This window comes from Lysinibacillus sp. KCTC 33748, from assembly GCF_002237755.1.
Lineage (GTDB): Bacteria > Bacillota > Bacilli > Bacillales_A > Planococcaceae > Lysinibacillus.
In genome coordinates this window covers 118,947-139,667 of the sequence record NZ_MWSJ01000010.1, presented here as the reverse complement: position 1 = coordinate 139,667, position 20,721 = coordinate 118,947, and the positions used below count along the sequence as shown (strand labels likewise).

18 protein-coding genes and 1 pseudogene are annotated in these 20,721 nt (G+C 35.7%); 10 read left to right on the top strand and 9 right to left on the bottom strand.

All coding sequences use genetic code 11. The annotated features are described in order from the left end of the window. On the top strand, positions 1-231 hold a 231-nt coding region (locus B1B04_RS25705), incomplete at its 5' end, for a hypothetical protein (protein WP_170938986.1). Between the two features lie 295 nt (positions 232-526). On the opposite strand, the gene yfkAB is transcribed toward B1B04_RS25705, so the two are convergent. The 3 genes from yfkAB to B1B04_RS14160 all read right to left on the bottom strand — a co-directional run bounded on the left by yfkAB (position 527) and on the right by B1B04_RS14160 (position 3,795). Next, positions 527-1,630, bottom strand: coding sequence for a radical SAM/CxCxxxxC motif protein YfkAB (gene yfkAB, locus B1B04_RS14170; RefSeq protein ID WP_079562095.1), 1,104 nt, complete (start codon positions 1,628-1,630; stop codon positions 527-529). Between the two features lie 664 nt (positions 1,631-2,294). After that, positions 2,295-3,296, bottom strand: coding sequence for an LLM class flavin-dependent oxidoreductase (locus B1B04_RS14165; protein WP_079562094.1), 1,002 nt, complete (start codon positions 3,294-3,296; stop codon positions 2,295-2,297). Positions 3,297-3,369: 73 nt separating this feature from the next. Then, the gene (locus tag B1B04_RS14160; RefSeq protein ID WP_240518303.1) at positions 3,370-3,795 is read right to left on the bottom strand and encodes a hypothetical protein; all 426 of its coding nucleotides are present in this window, start codon (positions 3,793-3,795) and stop codon (positions 3,370-3,372) included. A gap of 216 nt (positions 3,796-4,011) precedes the next feature. On the opposite strand from B1B04_RS14160, the gene B1B04_RS14155 reads away from it, so the two are divergent. Then, positions 4,012-4,779: a sulfite exporter TauE/SafE family protein gene (locus tag B1B04_RS14155; protein ID WP_079562093.1), complete on the top strand. Its 768-nt coding sequence runs from the start codon at positions 4,012-4,014 to the stop codon at positions 4,777-4,779. A 239-nt stretch (positions 4,780-5,018) separates the two neighbouring features. Here B1B04_RS14155 and B1B04_RS14150 read toward each other — a convergent pair whose 3' ends face one another. Continuing rightward, the gene (locus B1B04_RS14150) at positions 5,019-5,213 is read right to left on the bottom strand and encodes a hypothetical protein (protein ID WP_079562092.1); all 195 of its coding nucleotides are present in this window, start codon (positions 5,211-5,213) and stop codon (positions 5,019-5,021) included. A gap of 612 nt (positions 5,214-5,825) precedes the next feature. On the opposite strand from B1B04_RS14150, the gene B1B04_RS14145 reads away from it, so the two are divergent. The 8 genes from B1B04_RS14145 (at position 5,826) to B1B04_RS14110 (ending at position 14,137) form a co-directional block, all read left to right on the top strand. Then, on the top strand, positions 5,826-6,344 hold the full coding sequence (locus B1B04_RS14145; protein WP_079562091.1) for a sigma-70 family RNA polymerase sigma factor: 519 nt from the start codon (positions 5,826-5,828) through the stop codon (positions 6,342-6,344). Next, positions 6,337-7,227, top strand: a complete 891-nt coding sequence (gene rsiV, locus B1B04_RS14140; protein WP_079562090.1) for an anti-sigma-V factor RsiV — start codon at positions 6,337-6,339, stop codon at positions 7,225-7,227. Before B1B04_RS14145 ends, rsiV begins: the two co-directional genes overlap by 8 nt. A 295-nt stretch (positions 7,228-7,522) precedes the next feature. After that, positions 7,523-8,647, top strand: a complete 1,125-nt coding sequence (locus B1B04_RS14135) for an endospore germination permease (RefSeq protein WP_079562089.1) — start codon at positions 7,523-7,525, stop codon at positions 8,645-8,647. Continuing rightward, positions 8,647-10,110, top strand: a complete 1,464-nt coding sequence (locus B1B04_RS14130; RefSeq protein WP_079562088.1) for a spore germination protein — start codon at positions 8,647-8,649, stop codon at positions 10,108-10,110. The genes B1B04_RS14135 and B1B04_RS14130 overlap by 1 nt, the downstream gene beginning before the upstream one ends. Further along, positions 10,107-11,258 (top strand): Ger(x)C family spore germination protein, encoded by a 1,152-nt coding sequence (locus tag B1B04_RS14125; RefSeq protein WP_079562087.1) that lies wholly within the window; start codon positions 10,107-10,109, stop codon positions 11,256-11,258. The genes B1B04_RS14130 and B1B04_RS14125 overlap by 4 nt, the downstream gene beginning before the upstream one ends. Before the next feature lie 667 nt (positions 11,259-11,925). Further along, complete coding sequence (locus B1B04_RS14120) at positions 11,926-12,687, top strand: TerC family protein (protein ID WP_079562086.1); 762 nt, start codon at positions 11,926-11,928, stop codon at positions 12,685-12,687. 199 nt (positions 12,688-12,886) lie between these two features. Next, a complete protein-coding gene (locus tag B1B04_RS14115) occupies positions 12,887-13,519 on the top strand; it encodes a Bax inhibitor-1/YccA family protein (RefSeq protein WP_170938985.1) in 633 nt (210 codons plus the stop codon). A gap of 108 nt (positions 13,520-13,627) precedes the next feature. Next, positions 13,628-14,137, top strand: coding sequence for a ferritin (locus B1B04_RS14110; protein ID WP_079562084.1), 510 nt, complete (start codon positions 13,628-13,630; stop codon positions 14,135-14,137). A gap of 203 nt (positions 14,138-14,340) precedes the next feature. Here B1B04_RS14110 and B1B04_RS14105 read toward each other — a convergent pair whose 3' ends face one another. From B1B04_RS14105 to B1B04_RS14085, 5 genes and pseudogenes are all read right to left on the bottom strand, one after another. Next, the gene (locus B1B04_RS14105; RefSeq protein ID WP_079562083.1) at positions 14,341-15,522 is read right to left on the bottom strand and encodes an iron-containing alcohol dehydrogenase; all 1,182 of its coding nucleotides are present in this window, start codon (positions 15,520-15,522) and stop codon (positions 14,341-14,343) included. Positions 15,523-15,539: 17 nt separating this feature from the next. Continuing rightward, a complete protein-coding gene (gene ahlS / locus B1B04_RS14100; RefSeq protein WP_079562082.1) occupies positions 15,540-16,385 on the bottom strand; it encodes an AhlS family quorum-quenching N-acyl homoserine lactonase in 846 nt (281 codons plus the stop codon). 410 nt (positions 16,386-16,795) lie between these two features. Then, positions 16,796-18,217: an aldehyde dehydrogenase family protein gene (locus B1B04_RS14095; RefSeq protein ID WP_079562081.1), complete on the bottom strand. Its 1,422-nt coding sequence runs from the start codon at positions 18,215-18,217 to the stop codon at positions 16,796-16,798. Positions 18,218-18,322: 105 nt separating this feature from the next. Continuing rightward, positions 18,323-19,321: a LacI family DNA-binding transcriptional regulator gene (locus B1B04_RS14090; RefSeq protein ID WP_240518302.1), complete on the bottom strand. Its 999-nt coding sequence runs from the start codon at positions 19,319-19,321 to the stop codon at positions 18,323-18,325. Between the two features lie 88 nt (positions 19,322-19,409). Further along, positions 19,410-20,636, bottom strand: a pseudogene (locus B1B04_RS14085) (RtcB family protein). Positions 20,637-20,721 lie beyond the last annotated feature (85 nt).

Sequence of the window (20,721 nt, the reverse complement as noted above, 5' to 3'; positions counted from 1 at the left end):
CTTGATTTTGGCATTATCATTGCAGGTCAAACTACACTTGAACATGAGATTGTACTGAAAAACCAATATGGATATGATGTTAAAGATATTCATTTATATGCAAATACAGCAAACTTCCCCATAGGAATGACTTGTGAGTTTAGTACAAGCCAATCTCCTTTCACACCTCAGTCTGATTTAAGACTAAGTGGTGTGCTAAAAAACAACGAAGAAAAGCCATTCTTCATTTGACTAAAAACTGAATTAGGCGCAACACCTGACGCTAACGGTTCTTTTGACATTATCGTGAGAGCAGATAAAGCCTAATCACGAAAGGTTACGTAAAACAAACTTGCCAACAATGGTTACATCACAATCAATAAAGGCCTAGGTAAGTTCTACTTCCAAAAAGGCACATTATGCTTCTGCTAAACAATATCTTCAAAAAATAAAAGACTTGAAAATTCTTTGGGTTGACTCAATAATAAAGCATAAATTATTGAAATTTAAAAATCTCCTTAACGCTTTTGTTAAGGAGATTTTTTGTTTATTTGACAGAACCACTTGAAAAGACATTATCAGGATAATACATATTTTTCACAATTATATTAGAACCTAAACATTTTACAGCAGGACAATGACAATTAATACTATTAGAAATATTTGTATCCAACCATCTATTATAAATATTCTCCAATGATTCTATTTTGATATTACCTAATGCAGAACCATCATCTGAGAAATCTGATACTGATATATCACCTGTGAATATATTCAAGTTCATTCGAGAGCGACCATCTACATCATTTCTTACTGTGATATTTGGTGTTTTATTAATCTTTTCTAACAAAGCTAAATCACGTTGGTCAGAGCTACAAGCATAGAATGGCAGTGTACCAAATAGTACCCATATATCCTCATTTCTAAAATCAAGTATATTGTTCACTACTTCTCTATATTCATCAAGATTTATTGTTTCTAAATTACTTGCAAAATCACTAGAATACATAGGATGAATCTCGTGTCGCTTACAAAGCATTTCATTAGCAACCTCATTATGAATCTTTTCAATGTAAGGAACCGTGTTGCGATTTAACATTGTTTCTGCGGATACAAACATGCCACCCTTTGAAAGTTCTCTAGCATTATCAAAAATATTTCTATATAGTTCTGCTCTTTGTTGAACTGTTGGTTTTCTTTCCATTATCGCGAAACCTGTTTCAACAAATTCTTTTTCATCACACCAATTATGTGAAATGTGTATAACATCTAAGTATGGTGCAACCATTTCATAATGCTCCATAGGCAAAGTTAAATTAGAATTTATTTGAGTTTTAATTCCTCTACTTTTTGCATATTTAAGAAGTGGAAGTAAATTGTTTCTTATCCCACGTTTTGTTAATAAAGGTTCTCCACCTGTAAAACTCATTACTCTAAGTGTTTCTACAGTATCTAAATGTTTTATCAACTCTGATGTAGGAATAGCTTCATCTTCTTTTGTTTGCAATGTATAACCTACTGCACAATGAGCGCAACGCATATTACAAAGATTAGTTGTTGTAAATTCAATATTTGATAAAGTTAGTTTTCCATGCTTATCAATATCATGATAGCTTTCCCATTCATCATATGGTTTCTCTAGTGTTTTCATAAAAAAAAATCTCCCTTTCTATCCTATGATTTTCTCATAGATAAAGGAGATTTTAAAGTGCTAGTCTATATTATCTTCTTTTCCCTAAAATTTATATTGTATTTCAAAAGTTCCTTCTGTATCAATCACTTTAATATTATTTATTAATTTATTTGCTTCTTCTCTATTCATTAACCTAATACCTATTTTAAACACTTCATTAACAATATCTTTTTCTCTTATATGTTTACTACTATAAATATACACTTTCCTTTAGTAATCTTATCTTTGAATAAATTATATTTGTCCTCAGCTTTCAATTTTGCTCTCCACTTATGAATTTAAAATTGTCTCAATGGCTTCAAACCATAGTTTCAATTCCTAATAGTCTGTGACGTCTATAGTTATCAAAAGAGTAAAATGATAGTTCATAAACCTCAGTTTCATAAATAAAATTGATTCCCATGTATTAAATGCTGCGCGTAAGTTTTCGCTTTCATCGTTACATACAAGTTTAATTAAAAAAGCCATGTTCATTTACTTGAACATGACTTCTTTTTAATCCATATATACAAGGTGTCTTGATTATTTGCAGTACTTCTTTTTACGTAAATTCATAGAATTTATTCCCTAGTAATTTCGGAGCTACACTTGTTGATAAGTAGATTCAAATATAATACTAAAGCTAAGGTGTTCTTATTAACTCCTTTGCCATTAACTTAAAAGTATTTAAGCGACTTTCTAGTGCGTATTGGTTGCAGTTTAGCATCACTTCGTCAAATCCATATTGCTCTTGCTCTGCTACTAAAAATTCAGCGACTTCCTTCGGTGTTCCGACCAGATTGGCTTTTCGATTATTGGCGATTGTCATTTTATCCAACTCCGTAAGTGGGTAATCCTTTGCTTCCTCGGGTGACATCGCTTGAATAATTTGACCCTTCATGAGATGAAGACGTGTAATATCAATCGGTTTCGCCAAATATTCCGCTTCCTCTAACGTATCTGCAACCGTCGCAGCATAAGTAACGATAATTTGTGGCTTCTCCATATAATAGGAAGGTATAAAGTAATCTCTATACGTATCAAATATATCCTTTGACATATTGCCAGTGAAAAATTGTGCATATGAATAACCTACACCAAATCGACCTGCCTGCATAGCGCTTTGACCACTTGACCCAAGTAACCAAGCTTCAGGCAATTGGATATTCACTGGTGCCGCAATTACTTGATCATAGACATCTTCCCCTGTTTTTTGATTATTCATCAGCTTTAAAATGATCTCGAGCTTATCGTATTGCTCTGTAAATCGTTGTCTTCGTCCCTCTGCTAGTGCATATATAGAGGCATGGTCACCACCAGGGGCTCTGCCGACGCCTAAATCAATACGATTCGGTGCTAAGCCACTTAATGTTTTGAAGACCTCTGCCAGCTTATATGGAGAATAATGCATCATCATTACGCCTCCAGTACCAATACGAAGACGTTTTGTTTTCGCGGCTAGGTAAGCAGCTGTAACCTCTGGAGCTGAACTTGCCAGTGAATGGCTATTATGGTGCTCAGCTAGCCACATTCGATGATAGCCAAGCTCTTCACCTAAAAGCGCAATTTGTTCTGTACGCTGAAAGGCCTCCTCAGCAGTATGACCTTTTGGTATAGGCATTTGATCTAATATACTTAATCTCATTGAAAACACCCTCTCTGTCTAAGCACTCCTCTCTACTGTAATATAGGTAGCTTTTTATACAAAGTAAAAGACCTTACTCATAGGCAAGCCGCTTTGCATGCCATGTGTCATAAACCATGCCAATAAGGAACCGTTTTTGTTCGGGACTCAACACAACATCATTAAATTTCATTGCATAAATAGAAAATTGATTTGTTTGTTCATCCACTACGAACTGTAAAATAGCATGTCCTTTTTCATTTTCCAATGTAATATCACCTGATAATTCGACAACATGCTCACCAGTTTTTGCTTGGTAATATCGCCAATATGGTTCAAAAAATGCGTAATTAAATGCATTACGAACAGATACATCTGAAAAATCCCCTAAATACCCTTCTTTTACAGTATCGATAAACTCATGATCAGTTATATCTTTTTTAGCATTATACACACATCCGACAAGTAGCCCCATACATACAACACAAACAAATACTCTTACATGATTTCCTAAACTCAAATGTCATCACGTCCCCTTTACGCAAAAAACACTATCCCCTACATAATACATTAAAATACATACATAAAGTAGAATATTTTAGCTTTTTATAGAATTTAAAAATATCAAAACAGATCAAATCCTCGAAATTAACAGAAAAAAATCATTGAAGCTATTTACAGTTACTTTTCATTTCGCTACTATCAAATTATTATTATAGAAAAGAGATGAACTGCTGTGCCTTTTGATTTAGATGTAAACATTTTACTCATCCTTATTCTATTTGGCTTTCTAGCCGCATTTATCGATTCTGTAGTAGGAGGCGGCGGGCTTATTTCTTTACCAGCTCTTATGTTTGTGGGTCTTCCACCATCTGCAGCCGTGGCTACGAACAAATTAGCAGGCACTATGGGGTCATTAACAAGCACCATAACTTTTTATCGCTCTGGTAAATTGGATATTAAAGCCGTTTACAAACTGTTCCCTTTTGTTTTTATAGGCTCTATGATCGGTGCATGGATTGTCCATCTTATGGATCCTAGTGTTCTAAAACCACTTATGCTTGTCTTGCTAGCATCTGTGGCTATTTATACTATTTTCAAGAAAGACTGGGGTAGCATTTCTACCTATAAAAAATTAACACCTAAACGTTACGCATTTTTTGTGGCGATTATTACATTAATCGGCTTCTATGATGGCTTTTTAGGTCCGGGGACAGGCTCATTTCTACTGTTTGCCTTTTTAATAGTTGGCTTCGACTTTTTAAAATCGGCAGGGAATGCTAAATTTTTAAATTTCGGAAGTAATATCGCAGCCCTTCTTATGTTTATATACTTAGGGCAAATAAATTATGCCTATGGTTTACCTATGGGACTTGCACAAATTGCTGGGGCAATAGTTGGTTCTAAATTTGCCATTAAACGTGGCAGCGGGTATGTACGTAATTTATTTATCGTTGTGACAATTTTATTACTTTTGAAAAATACATATGACTATTTTTCATGATTGATTCATTATATCTACAAATTTATTAATGTAGATCCATTATGATGCCCGGCATGATTTTGGTCATTCAGTCGTTACCACAGGACATTGTTTTCTTAGACTGAGTTCCACTCAACTGTGTTAATCTTCATTAAAGATATTTTGTATTCGACTTATCAATATATCGACTAAATAGAAGCATGCTAAAAATACTGCATGCTTCTAAAATAATTTTGTTATCCAAACTTCCCCGTCTATAATTATTCTTGCTTCCTAAAAATTCCGTAAGCAATAACTCCAAATAAATAGCCTATTCCAGCCCCTATAACAATTGTAAATACTAGAAAGTTTGGTTTGAAAAACATGCCAAAAACCACACTGAGAGCACTTCCAAAAATCATTCCCAATGGAATTAAACTATCTATTAAATCTTTAGCGTCGCTTGACTTTTTCATACCTAATGCTCCTTTCTGCTTTTATAATTGCGAAAAAATTATCTTTTCCAGAGCCAAGATGGTGCTGCTCTATTTCAAAGAACGGCGCCATTTAATTGTGTTTTCCACTCCCCGTTTCAATAAGCATTCCTCCTCTTCAAATCTGATTAAAAGAAGTATAGCTTACTTGCTTGTTTTTTCAATCTACTATATGTATGGGATAGTTCATGTAGAAAAAGGTCCGTTGACACTTTCTCAGTTCGATACTATTTTAGGATATTTTCTTCGATTGCAATGCCAGTTATTTAGATCCTCCCCCGGGCAATTTTATTTGTAATTGTGACCAATTTACTTTTTCCCCTTTCTAAGCAATTGTAAAAGGTTTATAATTTGCTATGCTTTTTCATCACAATAAAATGTACAGAAAAGCGTAACTTTACAAGTGGAGGATTTCTTCATCCCCGCTGATGATTATCACAGAAGTTAATATGGGGTAAATTACCAGGTGCCAATGACTTATCTTTGAAATTAATAGAAAAAGATAAGTTTTTTATGCTATCAACTTTTTTTCCCCTTTCATACGTCTATTAGTTGTATACAATTTGAAAATGTTAAAAAGGAGCTTCTTTGGACATGAAAACAAGAAATGCATTTCAACATGAAGAGGTGTTTGTCCAGTTAATTCGTGAACAGAAAGAGCGTTTTTATTTGCTCGCGTATAGCTATACGAAAAATGAACAGGACGCACTTGATGTTGTACAAGACAGTATTCAAAAAGCAATGCTTTCTCTAGATCGACTAGAAAATGTCGAGTATATGAAAAGCTGGTTTTATAAAATCGTCGTACGTACATCCATAGATTTTTTACGTAAGCATAAACGCTTACACGTGACAGACGATGATACATTGCAATATTTAACTCCTGCACAAGAGGATATTTACGAAAACGTTGATTTAGAGCATGCGTTAGATGAATTACCAATTATGTATCGTGAAGTTGTCATTTTACACTATTTTGAAGACTTAAAGCTCGCTGATGTTGCAAATATCCTTAACATTAAGCTGAGTACCGCTAAATCACGTCTTTATAAAGCGCTAAAGCTATTGAAAATACAATTAGAAGATGTGAAGGGAGAAACAGCACATGGATGAAAAAATAAAAGAATTAGAAAAACAATATAATGAGGTATCTATTCCAAAGGAGCTTGACTTTGTGGTTGAAAACGCATTAAAACAAGGTAAAAAGAAAAGAAAAAAACGAGCTCCACAATGGTTGCTAGGATCTGCGGCAGCTGCAATGCTTTTTACAGCTGGTTTAAATGTCAGTCCTGCAATGGCACGAACACTATCAGATATTCCTGTTGTTGGTAGTGTCGTAAAAGTCTTAACATGGACTGAATATAAAGTAGCAGATGACTCATATGATGCTGACATAAAAGTACCTTCTATCGAAAACTTAGACAATAAAGATCTTGCTACTACTTTAAATGAAAAATACCGTTCAGAAGGAAAAGCTCTTTATGATGACTTTATTGCCGAAGTAGGTGATTTAAAAGCTAAAGGTGGCGGTCATTTGGGCGTAGATAGTGGCTACGAAGTGAAAACAGATAATGATCAGATCTTATCGATTGGTCGTTATATCGTCAATACTGTTGGATCTTCTTCTACAGTAATGCACTACGACACAATTGATAAAAAAAATGATATTTTAATTACATTACCGATGCTATTTAAAGATGATACTTATCTTAAAACGATCAGTGAAAACATTAAGGAACAAATGCGCGAACAAGCTGCTGCATCGAACCAAGAAAAGGTGTACTGGTTAAAAGGAGCAGGTCTTCCTGATGAAGAAGTTTCAGATGAATTTACAGCTGTTAAAGCTGATCAACAATTCTATATTTCCAATGAAGGTAAGCTTGTTATCTCCTTCGATAAATACGAAGTTGCTCCTGGGTATATGGGTGTCGTGGAATTTGAAATCCCAACAGATGTCTTGAAAAATGACCTTGTAAGCTCTATGTATATTCATTAATCATTTGTAATGTAAAACTATAATCCGTAGGGGTTTTCTTTATCCCCTGCGGATTATTCGTCTTTCCCAATCAGATATTTACAACATGCCATTATGATTCGAAAATATATTTCCCAAAAGCGAGTTATTTGACATTTCATTCGTCAAATAACTCGCTTTTTTCGGTGATAAATTTTTCATGAATGTGATGGAATACGGATTTAAATTCTTCTTTTACAAGTAGTTGTTCATACTTATAATCCTCTCACTTTTTGTCTAAGCTAAAGTGTATCAATTAACGTTAGAGGGTTTTCATATGAAAGGTGTAGGATCAATTAGTATTTTACATGTTATTTTCTTATCTATGACTGTTATTGGCTTAAAAAATCACGTGACCATTATTCCCCCGCTACTAGATGTTGTAGGGAGAGATGGTTGGGTATCTGTCATAATGGCTGCAGTAATTCTATTCTTCTGGCTATTTTTGTTAGTTTATATTCAAAAAAAGACGAATCAGGAGCCTATTCGGGACTGGTTAGATGGGAAAATTGGAAAAACTGGCTCTACAATTGTCATATATATTATAGCTATATTTTTATTCATTCTCGCTGCCTTTACGATGGTTGAAACATTGCAATGGGTAAACACAACATTTTTACCTCAAACACCGGCCACTATATTATTACTCATTTATACAGTTCTTTGTATTTTTCTCGTTACAACAAGTTTACAAACCATCGTTATTTTAAATGTCTTTGTCTTATTTGGCGTAATAGTCTTTGGTTTTTTTGTAGCATTTACAAATATACAGGTAAAAGACTACGAGCTACTACGTCCTTTTTTCGAGCATGGCTTCCAACCTGTTATAAAAGGGATGGTTTATCCTGCATCAGGATTTATTGAATTAATAATACTTTTATTTTTACAGCATCAATTTAAAGATCGCATTCGTTGGTATCATTTTGGCATTATGCTTTTCATATTAATGGGGCTTACGCTAGGACCACTCATGGGCGCAATTGCAGAATTTGGTCCAACCGAAGCTGCAAAGCAAAGATATCCTGCCTACGAGGAATGGGGATTAGTATCGATTGGTCGCTATATTGAGCATCTTGACTTTTTCTCAATTTACCAATGGCTAACAGGTACATTTATACGAGTTAGCTTCCTCTTATATGTGATAGCAGATTTGTTCAAAATGACTGGTGATCCAAAGCAAATATGGAGAATGATCGCTCCACCCTTCTTTCTTCTATGTCTGCCGCTAATTATTTTAAATGAAAACATATTTTTGAAGGTGAAAGGGAACTATATATTAACAGTTACTTTTGTTTTCTTTTTTCTTTTGACAATTTTTTTCTTACTAGTAGCTTTCTTTTCAGGTAAATCTTCCAAAAAGGGGAAATCTGAAAAACAAGACATGGAAAGTGGTGAATCATAATGCCTCAGCAGGAGAAGGCGATCGACCTAAACACTTTAAAAAAACTATTTCAAAAATCAGCAGATATCCAATTTCAGGAGTATGTTTTTAATCAAAAAAAGGTTCATTTCATTACCTGTGATGCGATGATAGACCAGCAAATGCTCAACGAAGTCATTATTCGGCGTATTCAATTTCTTTATGATCATTTAGATGAACCTTCCTTTGAAGAAAATATTACAAATCAGCTTCACATCCCGACTCTCCAAAAGGTCAAAGATAAAGAAGAAGCCATTACCTTTGTCTATACTGGTTTCCTACTGCTTTATTTTGAAGAAGACGGACTTTTATATGCTAGTAATATCGCTAAAAAGCCTAATCGAAATCCTGAAGAAACTAGGATGGAAGTCCTCGTTAAGGGGCCTAGGGATAACTTTATTGAAGATATTCGCGTCAACATTGCACTATTGCGAAAACGTTTACCTACGAATTCATTTTGTGTTGAGAAAGTGGAGTTAGGAAAACGTTCAAAAACAACCGTTGCTATTCTTTATTTTGACGATATTGTCGATATGGATATTTTACACGGAATAAAAAAACAACTTGCTGCAGTCGATACAGATATTGTCTTTAGCGGGGACGTTTTAATGGAGAGAATTAATAAAAACTCTAAGCTCTTCCCAAAATTCGATTACACCGGACGACCCGATTATGCTATTCAAGCGCTAATTAGAGGACGTTTTCTCATGTTCGTCGACGGAGTAGCTTATGCCATGATCACACCGGTCAATTTATTTTTATTATTAAAATCCGCTGAAGATAATGAATATCCTATCATTTTCAGTTCTATAGAACGACTTTTGAGGATCCTTGGCATTTTAATTGGGTTGCTATTGCCTGCATTTTGGCTCTCACTGACGACCTATCACCAGAATCAGCTACCATTCCAACTTTTAGCAACAGTTGTCCAAGCAAAAACAGGTTTACCTCTCCCCTCCTCTCTGGAGATGCTAATAATGCTACTAATGTTTGAATTGTTTCGAGAAGCTGGCTTACGTCTGCCTTCCGTTATTGGAGGAACGATAAGCGTTGTTGGCGGTTTAATTATTGGTGATGCGGCCATTCGCGCAGGTGTAACAAGTCCAGAAATGATTGTAGTTATTGCGATTTCTACAATTGCATCATTTACTCTTGTGAATCAATCCCTTGTCACAACCATCAGTTTATTGCGCATTACATTCATTCTTGCCAGTGCTTTTTTTGGTTTATTTGGATTTTTCATCTCACTATACTTTACACTGCTTTACTTATGTAACATCCGGATCTATGGTTACTCTTACATGAATCTTGCAACAGATTTAAATTGGATGACTATTAAAAAATCGATATTCCGCTTATCACCAAAAGGTTACACTGAACGTAATAAAGAACTTGCACCCCAAGATAACACTCGTACTTCTATGAGTAAGAAGAAGAAGCAATGAAGATAAAAATTATTTTACTATCAAGCTTAGCTACTTCACTACTTCTTTCGGGGTGTTGGGATGCTACCGAACCTCAAAAAATGTATTATGTTGATGGACTTGGTATCGATTATAAAGATGGTCAGTACGAAATCTACTTGCAATTAATTAATTTCACCGATGTTGCAAAAACCGAATATCCTAACCCTCAGGTGGCACCAGCTGAGGTTGGACAATCTAAGGGAAAAACGTTGGAAGAAGCACTCTTTAAATTATTTCGTTCCATCGACCAAAACATATTTTGGGGGCATATGACCTACATTATTTTCTCTGAAGAAGCAATGAAAGATAAAAATACTGTCCCCATTATAGACAGTGTGTTGAGATATAGGGAAACAAGGTATCAAATATGGACCTATTGTACACAAGACCCTATTAAAGACATTCTTCTAGTAACGCCAGTTTTGAATAAGCCGCTTACAACGTCAAAGCTTAGTAATCCTTTAAATACAGAAGATAAAGAAACATTCGTCAAACCCATTAATCTCCGAAATCTAGTTATTGGCTTAAATGAACCGAACTACGAGATTGGCATCCCTTATGTAACCATTAACAAAAACTGGGGAACGGCGAATCGTCAAGAACAGGAAACTGCCTTTATAGGGATCGGCGTACTTTCCAAAGATGGATTTAAAGGCTTTATTAAGAATGATGATGCTAGAGGAACGCAATGGATGCATGATAGAACGCAAAGAGGTGAAACAACCTTTAAGTTAGATGAAAATGATTATTTAACGACAACATTGGAAAAAATCAAGGTAGATATCAAACCCATTGTTAAAAAGGATCAAGTAACTTTTGATGTAGAGATAACATTAAATGCAAGGATAAACGGTTTCAAAACTAATGTTTCAGAAGAAGAAATAAGAAAAAAATTAATAAAAGAAGTGAAAAAAGAAATTAGAACAACATATAACGAAGCACTTGCAAAAGATATTGATATTTATCGCCTTTCTGAACATCTATATCGAAAAAATGTGAAAGTATGGAAAAAGCTTGAGAAGGATGGGAAGATTCCATTAACACCTAGTTCTATTAGTAAATTAGATATAAACATTAACCAATTAAAATCCGGTCGTAAAACATTTACTCGAACAATAAATCATTAAAATTAAAATATCCCACAAAGGGGTCACTACCTATTTGAGAGGATATTTTAATTTATCGATTAAATCTGAATAGAAATTTATTCATTCTCATATTTCAAGGGTAGCATCTGTGACGCTATTCCCCAAGAGGTTGACCAGCCTCTACCACTATTAACTTATATAAGGAATACGTTTTACAAATGGCATTTAAAATTCCACTTTTGTTTATCTATGCCTTTTTGAATATCCTGCCTATTTTCTTAGTTTGTTTCTTTACAATGCTCAAAAAATTATTTGAATAGTATACCTGTAGAATAGCTCAAATAGTCTTGCCCTGAGATCAATCGTCAAATTTTTTTAACATAGCCTCACATTTTTATTTGCAATCGACAACCAGCATGTTATAATCCATGTATAAAGAATTGAATAGCTTTTGACAATTTTGTCAAAGGGGAGTAGCTAGCAGATGTGAACGAGCATCTGATTTCACATTCGTCATTACATGGTTATTTACCATCGGGTGTGAAGGCATATCTTGGCGAACAAGATATTTTCTGTATAACAGTTATCGCTTAGCAAGACCTTTGCCTATTTTTAGGCAGGGGTCTTTTTATTTTGCCTAAATAGCAAAGACTAAGTTAAAAGCAGTATGTTCATTTCTGTTCTAAGTATAAAGGAGGAAATAAATTTGGAGGCAATTTTATTAGAATACGCTTGGGTACTCGTCGTATTAATTGTTCTAGAAGGTTTATTAGCTGCCGATAATGCAGTTGTTATGGCCGTTATGGTTAAGCATTTACCAAAGGCACAACAGCAGAAAGCACTGTTATATGGTTTAGTGGGCGCATTTGTTTTCCGCTTTGCTGCATTATTTCTTATTACTACGCTCGTTAATTTCTGGCAAATTCAAGCTCTTGGTGCTGCATACTTATTAATCATGTCTGGGAAGCATATTTATGATTCGCGGAAGGCGGCAGAAAATCCCGAAGAAATTCATGAGACTAAAAAGCAATCTGGCTTCTGGATGACCGTCATCAAAGTAGAACTAGCCGATATTGCCTTTGCTGTAGATTCAATTTTAGCAGCTGTTGCCATCGCAGTGACACTACCTCATATTGGAAATTTTGATGTTGGCGGCATTAATGCAGGTCAATTCTCAGTGATGTTCCTAGGAGGTCTTATCGGTGTTGTTATGATGCGTTTTGCTGCTCGTTGGTTCGTAAAAGTTCTCGATAAATTCCCATCACTTGAAACAGCTGCCTTCTTAATCGTTGGTTGGGTTGGTGTAAAGCTAGCTGTTTTAACATTAGCACACGAAAAATTAGGCATAATCCCACATGAATTCCCACATTCAACGATATGGAAGGCTATTTTCTGGATTGTCTTAATTGGAATTGCCCTTGGTGGTTATTTAGTTGGTGTGAAAAACCAAAGAAAAAATGTTGAGTAATCCGAAAAAACATTACCTGGTCCTAGCGAAGACCAGGTTTTTTGTATGACCAAACCGAGGATAACTCGGCATCTAGTCAAGGGAATTCGAACCCACATTATGTTAATAATACAAATTTTTTATAATTGAATCTTTTTCTAAATTGAAACGTATGTTACTATATAAAAGTTATTTTAAAAAAGAAAGGATTATATTCTATATGGCGTATGCTAAAAATCAAAACTTAAACAAAATTTTAAAACACTTTGCTTTTATGTGGGTGTTGACGGTTGTCGGAATGTACATAGCAACATTATTACCACCAGCGGTTGTCATGCCGCTATCCATTATTACTCTTATACTTCTTATCATCGCCTGCTTTGTGCGAAGTCTGAAGCTGGCTAATTCCATTATGTATGCAATCCCCTTTTTAATGGGAATTTTACTATTTTGGTCAACACAATTTTACATTGCGGAGCTAGGACAACAGCTTGTTTTACTTGTCTTCGTAGCGACAGTTGCTATTTTCATTGTGCTAGCACTGATCGGTATGATGATGAATAAAGATATTTCTAATTGGGGAAGCTATTTATTCACTGTGTTAATCGTTGTAATTATATTTTCACTAGTCTTTATGTTTATCCCTGTTAGCAACATAGTCGGATTGATTATTGCGGGAATTACTGTACTACTTTTTAGTCTCTATACGGTTTATGACTTTAATAAAATTCGACATAATCACGTTTCAGATGCTGAAGTCGTTGGTATGGCTTTAAATCTATACTTAGATTTCATTAATTTATTTGTCAATCTTTTAGAAGTCATTTGGCGTTTAAAGAATGAATTTGATTAACCCCCCTAATTGAGAATAAAAATCAATTAAGCTTTGCCATACTACCATTCTTCGCTGTATACTATAGGAGAAGCAGTAAATATTTACTGTAAAGGGAGGAAAATATTTATGTTATCTGAAAAACTACACATAGCACTAAACGATCAAATGAATTTTGAATTCTACTCTGCGCATGCTTATATGGCGATGGCGGCATATTGCACAGATCAAGATTACGATGGCTTTGCCAACTTCTTTTTAGTACAGGCTGAAGAAGAACGTTTCCATGCGATGAAATTTTATAATTTCCTAAGTGATATGGGCTACCGTGCAACAATCCATGGCTTCGATAGTCCAGATAATCATTTCGAGTCTATTTTACATGCCTTCAAAACTGGCCTTTCCCATGAGAAAGAAGTAACGCGCCGTATTTATCATTTATCGGATATCGCTTTAGATGAACGCGAGCACGCGACTATGGCTTTCTTAAAATGGTTCATTGACGAGCAAGTAGAGGAAGAATCAACGTTTGACACGTTAATCCGTAAAATCGAACGCATAGAAAATGACTCCAACGCAATCTTTATGCTTGACGCAGAATTAGCGACACGTTCATTTTCACCTGATGCTGAAGCATAAAATATAATTTTAAACAAAAAAGAATCTGTATGAGCAGATTCTTTTTTGTTTATTTCAGTGGAAAATCATTTTTTTGAGTTCCATCTATTAAGATTCCATATTTTTAGTCTTCGATAAGCAGCTTCTTGTACCACAATGCTTTCACTACAAAAAACATGTAGAAAGAAAAGAGAAACGCCGGCATTCAACGTTTCTCTTTTCTTTTATAATGGCTGAGGTTCTCGAACTTCTCCATCAAATGCAGCACGATAAATAGTATAGATGTCTGCTCGCTTAAGTGGCATCGGACTACGTGCTAGAATTCTTGTTTGCTTTGTCGCATCATCCGTTAGTTGTTCCAGTGCTATTTCAGGTATATTAAATCCCTTTAATGTTGACGGAATATTAACATCATGCACAAGTTGCTTCAATGCATCTACACATTTATAAGAAGCCTCTTCTTGCGATAAATACGCAGATGAAATACCCATTGCATCTAAAATATCTTTCATTCGTTTTTCACAACTTTGGCGAATATAGCCCATGACATAAGGTAATAATACTGCGTTGGAATCTCCATGAGCAATATGGAATTGTCCACCAAGAGGATAAGCTAATGCATGTACTCCTGCAACACCAGCATTGAAAAAGGCTAATCCCGCCAAATAACTACCATAACTCATATCCGAGCGTGCCTGCTTATTTTGACCGTCATGCACAGCAGTTCGGATAGAGCCACTAATCAATTTAATAGCTTGTAGTGCAAGTGCATCAGTTACTTCGTTTGCATTTACAGAAACATAGGCCTCAATTGCATGTGTTAAAGCATCTACACCTGTAGCAGCAGTCACTTTTGGTGGTAAGGAAATTGTTAACGCAGGATCTACGATAGCGACATCTGCTAATAAGTAATCATGTGTCACAACATCCTTCGTCGTTTCAAGTGACAGTACTGAAATATTTGTCACTTCTGAGCCTGTTCCAGATGTAGTTGGAATTAAAATTTTAGGTAATCCGTTATTTTCAAGATTTTTTGTTCCCGTTAAATTTAAATAATCTGCCACTTTCCCATCATGTGTTGCTAAAACCGCAGCAAGTTTCGCTAAGTCTAATGCACTTCCTCCCCCTAAACCAATCACTAAATCAAAATGATGCTTTCTTGTAAATTCAACTAGTTTTTCACCAATTGCGAGCGGTGGCTCAGGGGCAATATCGGTATAAATAGTTGTAGCGTAGCCATTTTCAAGTAAAGGCTTTTCAAGATGGTCTGTTAAACCTAACTCTTTTAAAAATGGATCTGTGATGATTAAAATATTATTTACTTTCAATTTTTCTACTTCCGGTAGTAGCTGATTCAAGCAACCCCAGCCTGTATAACTCGCAGGAGTAAAGGTTAATTTATGCATAATTGTTCTACTCCTATCTATTCATAATAGCCTTCTGTCGATTTTCTAAATGACTTAAATTGGACTGGATCATGGCCAAACCACACTTGCGAATTTGTTTCATTTGCTAATCTTCTAATTCGTTCGACTGTAGAATTATAGCCAACAGAATCATATAGTATACCAGGCGGCTTGACAGGTGGACCAAAGCTTTCGGCACTGTAAATGGCATCCGAAGCTAATATAATCCCCCCGGTTTCTGGCATATTAATATGCAAACCTAGCATTCCCCAAGCATGACCGCTTCCAAAATTCAAAACTTGGATTCCTTCTGCAAGTTTTACATTATCCTCACCACGTTTAATTAATCGCCATTGTAAATTGTTTTTTATCCACATATCAATGTCACCCCAAATATAGGCACCTTCTTTTACATTCCTTGCGTATGTTTGTAAAGTTCCATTGAATTCATCTTCCTGTACAATAATCGTTGCATTCGTAAAAAGCTCTAAACAGCCTGCATGATCTAAATGTAAATGTGAAGCTACAACATATTTAATATCTTCTGGACGCACATTTAACTCTTCTAATCGATGATGTAAATAGCATTCTTCTGGCATATTAATTGGAAATGCTTTCTGAGTAAATTCACCCCAGCGTCCTTCAGATCCCATTGAATTTGGGTTACATGCTGTATCAAATAATATTTTTCCTTCTGGATGATCAATTAATACTGTATAAACTGGAAACTCTACAAATTCATTTGGCTTGTTTGGATAATCAATCGTTGCAGGATTATGCATGGCAATCATAAAGTTTTTATCCATTCGCATTGTTCCATTGTCCATAACATACAATTTCGGGTGTTGTTTGATAGTGTTCATTTACAACCATCTCCATTCGTGATTAATTATGCCTCGGCATAATTACGTCAGGAATCGGCTTTGTGCTTAGGCCTGCGTGAGGGCCGACACGATGTCGGTAATGCCACAGGGCGTGGCGTTTTTACCGATGCAGGTCAGTTAGCCGTTATCGCATGGATGCGATGATTTTAGGCTAACATCCTATATGAACGCCATTCCGATTCCGTGACATCCGCCGAAGGCTTTAGGCCAACAAATGTTTTCTGTGCGAAAGCGTAGTGCAACGTAGCGGCAGCAGAGGGTTTTGTTTGTGCGAAAGCGCAGCGACAGCAACAATAAGAAGGTGGTCACTCAGTCGTTGCCACAGGACGTGGCGTTCTTAAACTGAGTCCCTCTATTTTAGCGGGTGTCGAAACAACCGCTGAATGAAGTTAATTGTTATTCCAAATCACTAGCTTCATTTCTGTCATTTCCTCAACTGCATATTTGATTCCTTCACGACCGGTTCCGCTTTCTTTAACGCCACCATATGGCATTTGATCTACACGATATGTCGGAACGTCATTTATAATGACACCTCCAACTTGTAATTTCTTTGAAGCTTTAAAGGCCGTCTCGATGGAAGGTGTAAATATCCCTGCCTGTAAGCCATAATTTGAGTCATTAACAGCATCAATGGCTTCTTCTACTGATGAAACAGTATTGACAATAACTACTGGTGCAAATATTTCCTCACAAGATACACGGCTAGTAGAAGATACATTCAATAACACTGTTGGAAGTAAAATATTATTTTCAATACGGCCACCTGTCAGTACCTCCGCACCTTCTGCTACCGCCTCTTCAATCCATGTGACAGCACGCTGTTGCTCAGTTTCTGAAATCATCATCGCTAAATCTGTTGTTGCATCAAGTGGGTCCCCGATTGTTAAGCGCTCTACTTTTTCTTTTAGCTGCTCTAAAAATTCATCCATTATTTTTTCTTTTACATATATACGCTGTAGTGAGATGCAAACTTGACCTTGATTTGAAAAAGCACCCATAACAATGCGGTCCATAATTTTATCGAGTTGAACCCCTTCATCCACAATAACACCAGCATTCGAACCAAGTTCTAATGTGACTTTCTTTAAGCCAGCGCGATTGCGAAGGGAAATACCTACAGCTGGGCTCCCGGTAAACGTAATCATTTTCACTTTTGGATGTGCTAAAAATGCATCCCCTATTAGTTTTCCTTGCCCAGTAACTAAGTTAAATGCACCTGTTGGTAGATTTGTTTGTGCCAATAAGTTTGCTAGAAAATGAGCAGATAAAGCTGTTTGTGTCGCGGGTTTCAAAACAATCGTATTACCAGCTGCTAACGCCGGTCCAACTTTATGGGCTACTAAATTTTGCGGAAAATTAAAAGGTGTAATGGCCGCAATAACGCCCAATGGTTCACGTATTGTATAACCAAATCTACCTTCTCCGCTTTTAGATGCATCCATCGGAATCATTTCACCAGATAGTCGCTTCGCTTCTTCTGCTGCAAATTTGTAAGTTTCAATCGTTCGATCAATTTCAGCATAGGCATACTTTAACGGCTTTGCTGATTCTAGCGAAATAATGCTAGCTGCCTCATCTCGATTTTCTGTAAATAGATCAGATAACCGTTCTAAAATCTCTGCTCTTTGAAATGCTGTTAATGCTGCCATTTCGGATTCTGCTGCATAAGCACTTTCAATTGCATGCTGTACATCATCTTCAGTTGCCATCGCAAATTGTGCTACAACCTCTTTTGAGTAAGGGGCTTGAACCTCCATATACTCTTCTGTCATTTGCCATTGTCCATTAATAAATAAGCCCTTTTTCAAGACCTCACTCACTCCTCTCTCCAAATGGTTACGTATTCATTTTAGAAAATAAAAAAATGAATACGTAACCATTTTTGAGTAAAAAACAAACTGATGTACATCAGTTCATTTTTCACTCGTAGTATTTCTTGGGAAAAGTTTAACAGATTCTGTTTGTTGGATGCAAGTGCTTTTTTTCTCCATTACCTCAAATAATTTTTCAATAGCAATAAATCCGAGACTTTTCTCGGATTCTAAGCCTACTGTTGTTAATGCAATCGAATGGTGTTTACTAAGCTCCACATTATCAATGCCAATAACATTAAAATCTTTAGGAACTTGAAAGCCTCGTTCTAAACAAAGATTTAATATTTCAATGGCAATTGCGTCTGTTGCAGCACAAATAGCTGTAGGTTTTTTAGGAAGCTCAAGTATTTCTTCAAATGCTCGTTTAATATCGTTTTTGTTAGTATTTGTTAAAAACGCTGGGACTGTTTTCACATCTATACCGCTGTCCTTTAATGCATTTTTAAAGCCTTTGTACCTTCCATAAAAAGTACTTATTTCATGTGGACCACCAATCCAGCATATATCTTGATGACCTAAAGATAAAATATGATTCGTCGCTATATAACCAGCTTTCACATTATCAATTTCTACAAAATGCCTATTTTCCTGATGCTTGCGATTATACATAATAAATGGGATACCTAATTTTTCAAGCTTAATAAATAAGTCATCTTCATATAACATAGACGATAAAATAATCGCATCAGCCTTCGTTTCCAAAACAGCATTATAAATAGAATCTAAATTATCTTCCGTACCAAAATAAACATTTACTTTATAGCCTCGAGCATTAACATAATTAACGATTGCAGTTGTTGTATCGACAAAAAAAGGATTATGTAATGGCCCCGAAATCAATGTAATAATGCCTGTTTTTTTCTGAACAAGTGACCTTGCAATATCATTTGGAATATAGTTTAACTCTTCAATCGCCTTCATCACTTTTTCAATTGTTTTCGGCTTTACGAGTTCAGGCGTATTTAACACTCTTGAAACTGTTGTTTGAGAGACACCCGCATACTTTGCCACATCTTTTGAAGATACCAAAAAAACCACCCATTTCATCTTTGTAAGCCTATTTTATACTATTACAGATATTATGTTAATAGATAAGGATAAGTGCAAGTATCACTAATTTCTATTATTAGGAATTATTTTTCCGCTCATATGGCTTAGCTGCTTCACTAGCTTTGAAATTATAAACGGGTGTAATCACTTTTAATATATCCGCAGTTTCCTCTAGAACAGATGTAATTTCTGACATCGGTTTATATGCCATTGGGGCTTCGTCCAATGTTTCTTCGTTTACGGATGTTGTCCAAATACCTTGCATCGTTTCTTTAAAATCTTCCATATTTAGAGCTTCTTTTGCAGCACGTCGAGAATACATACGACCTGCCCCATGTGGTGCTGAGTAATTCCAATCTGCATTCCCTTTCCCCATACAAATGAGCGAACCATCTCGCATATTCATAGGAATAACGAGCTTCTCCCCTTTATTCGCTCGAACGGCGCCTTTTCTTAACGTCATTGTTTCCGTATCTATATAGTTATGGATCGTATCAAACGTTTCACTAAAATGCCAGTTCATATGCTTGGCAATTGTTTCGGCAATTGTCCAGCGATTCATCCGAGCATATTGCTGAGCGATTTTCATATCGTGAATATAATCATGGAAATATTCGCCCTCTAAATAGGCTAAATCTTTTGGTACAATTGGATTTTGCTCTTTATGAGCTTTAATCATCGCTTGAATTTCTTTTTCGCGCCCCTGATCTTTCAGTTCGGCTATTTTTACTTTTAAATCTTCCCGTTGCAATGTTTCAAAAGCTCTTTTTTGATGCCAATTTGCTACCTAAGCTCCGACGTAACGCGAGCCAGTATGGATAAGTAAGTATTGTATACCTGCTTTATCTTTTGCAAGCTCTATAAAATGGTTGCCTCCCCCAAGTGTGCCAAGCGATAAATTTGTATAGTCATCCTTTAAGCCACTTGCTACAAACTGTCTCCCCTCGAATTCAGCAAAATAGCGTGCAGGAGATACTTCCTGATGGATATCCTTCCCGCTTGGTATATGTGCTCGAATTGTAGCATCGAGTTTAGAAAAATCTATATCCACTTCATTTAACTCAGCTACAAATACCCCGCAACCAACATCAATGCCCACAAGGTTAGGCACTACACGATTTTGAAGCTGAATCGTTGTGCCAATAACACAGCCCTTACCTGCATGATAATCTGGCATAATCCGTACTTTTGTTCCTTCCATAAAAGCCTGATTTGCCAATTCTTTAATTTGATCGATAGCTGATTGTAATGCTGTATTTGAATAAATTTTCGCTTCCGTAAAACGTCCGTTAATTCGTATCATTTATATCCCTCCTTCTATTTGTACGAAAAAACATTTCATTTCGTTTCAATTTAATCCCAATTTTTAAAAATCAAAGGGTATCAAT